At 72.0% G+C, this 2,066-nt stretch carries 3 protein-coding genes and 1 pseudogene; 3 read left to right on the forward strand and 1 reads right to left on the reverse strand.

Translation table 11 applies throughout. The features are described from left to right. A partial coding sequence (locus FXN61_RS49055; protein ID WP_167980585.1) for a protein kinase domain-containing protein occupies positions 1-973 on the forward strand: 973 nt, incomplete at its 5' end. 73 nt (positions 974-1,046) lie between these two features. Here the strand turns inward: FXN61_RS49055 and FXN61_RS49060 are convergent. Continuing rightward, complete coding sequence (locus tag FXN61_RS49060; protein WP_167980586.1) at positions 1,047-1,277, reverse strand: hypothetical protein; 231 nt, start codon at positions 1,275-1,277, stop codon at positions 1,047-1,049. Between the two features lie 36 nt (positions 1,278-1,313). On the opposite strand from FXN61_RS49060, the pseudogene FXN61_RS54005 reads away from it, so the two are divergent. Together FXN61_RS54005 and FXN61_RS56870 are read left to right on the forward strand one after the other, a co-directional pair. Beyond that, positions 1,314-1,517: pseudogene (locus FXN61_RS54005) on the forward strand (cold-shock protein); the annotation flags it as partial. Between the two features lie 30 nt (positions 1,518-1,547). Then, the coding region (locus FXN61_RS56870) for a cold shock domain-containing protein (protein ID WP_376770833.1) at positions 1,548-2,066 on the forward strand (519 nt) is incomplete at its 3' end.

The raw sequence follows: 2,066 nt of genomic DNA on the forward strand, positions 1-2,066 counted from the left end.
CAGGCAGGTCGCCGCCGCGCTGGCGGCGGCGCACGCAGAGGGCATCGTGCACCGGGACGTCTCGACGTTCAACGTCCTGCTGGCCGAGGACGGCATCGCGAAGATCACCGACTTCGGCATCGCCCGCGCGGTCGGCGAGGGCACGGTGACCGACGCCCGCTTGATCGTCGGCACGCCGGCCTTCCTGGCGCCGGAGGTGGCGGCGGGCGAGGCGGCGACGTTCGCCTCGGACGTGTTCTCCCTCGGCGCGACCCTCTACGCGGCACTGGAGGGCACGCCGCCGTTCGGTGTGGACGACAACCCCTACGCGCTCCTGCAACGCGTGGTCCGGGGGGAGTTCGAGCCGCCACGGTTGGGTGGCCCGCTCGGCGAGGTGCTCCTGCGCCTCCTGCATCGTGACGCGGCCGAACGCCCGACGATGGCCGAGGCCCACAAGCTGCTCGCGGCGGTCGCGGAGGGACTGCCGCTGCCCGCTGCGCCCCCGAAGAGCGGGACGCGGATGCTGCTCGTCCGCCGCCACCTGCCACGCCGGGTGATCGCGATGGTCGCCGGTGCGGCCGTCCTGGTCGCCGCCGGCGTTGTGATCGGCACCGTCGTGCAGGGCGACCGGCCCAGCAGCAGCGCCCAGACCAACTCCACCACGGCGACGAGCACGACGGTCACGACCGCGACCGCCTGCGATGCCCGTTACGAGGTGACCAACTCGTGGCCGGGCGGCTACCAGGTCGAGGTGACCGTGCGCAACAGCAGCCCGGGCGGCCTCACCGGCTGGACCATCACGTGGCAGCCGGCTGCTGGCCACACCATCGGCAACCTATGGAACGGCACCCTGACCCAGAACGCGACCGCGGTGACCGTCACCAACGCCGGCCACAACGCCGTGCTCGCTGCCGGGGGAACCACCTCGTTCGGGTTCGTCGCCGCCGGTCCTGAACCCGCTCGCCCGGCCGTGACCTGCTCCACCGCCAACTGAAACGTTGGCTTACCGGTCAACGGAAGCGAGGCGGCGGGGCTCCAGGAACGCAGCCACCAGGTAGGCGGGGTGATCAACGAGTACCGATATGCGGCTTGAGCTGCAGCGATGACTTTTCGAGCGGTACAAGATCGTCGGCCAACAGCGCGCGTTCGAGCACCAGATCGGCGAGAAACGTAATGAGGACGTCCGCATACTCGGGCAACGGCTGGTGACGGCGCGCGAACTCGGTGACTTCGGCGATGTACTCACGGCGGAGCTGCCGCGCGTCGGGATCAGGATGTACATACGGCGCCTGGGACACTGGACCCCCGACCACCCGCGAGACCAGGAGTGCACCGTGCAGCAGGGAACCGTCCGCTGGTACGACCTCGAGCGCGGCTTCGGCTTCCTCGCCCCCGACGACGGCAGCGACGACATCTTCGTGCACGTCTCGCAGGTGCAGGGCGAGGGCGTGGCCCGGGCGCTGCGCGAGGGCCAGACGGTGGAGTTCGAGCCCGGTGAGGGACCCCGCGGTCCGCAGGCGCTGCACGTCGCCGTCACCGGGGACGTCGCGCCTGACGCGACCCTGGGCGTGCTCGCCACCGTCTCCTGGTACGAGCCGGCCAAGGGCTACGGGTTCGCCGCGCCGGACGGCGGGGGTGCGGAGGTGTTCGTGCACTCCTCCGCCATCGTCACCGGGGGCGTCCTCGCGGCCGGGCAGCGGGTGGCCTTCGTCGTCATCGCCGGGGAGAAGGGGCCGCAGGCCCAGCACGTGGTGCCGCTGAGCTTCGACGCAGGGGTCCGCAGAGCCCCTCTGGTCGCGCCCGGCGACGGTGCCGACGGCTCCGTCCTGTGGTTCGATGAGGAGAAGTCGTTCGGCTTCGTGGCCGCCGACGACGGGGCGGGCGACGTCTTCCTGCACGTGCGTGCCCTGGTCGACGAGCTGTACCTGCCGGCCGAGGGCGACCGGGTCACGTTCACCACGGTCACCATGGACCAGGGTCGTCAGGCGCGCGAGGTGCGGTTCGTGGCCACCGGCGAGCCGGTGGAGGCCGCTGCGGCCCCCAGCCAGGCCCGTTCGGTCACCCGGCCCGCAGCCCGCGCCGGCGAC

The organism is Lentzea indica (assembly GCF_012184385.1).
GTDB lineage: Bacteria > Actinomycetota > Actinomycetes > Mycobacteriales > Pseudonocardiaceae > Lentzea > Lentzea indica.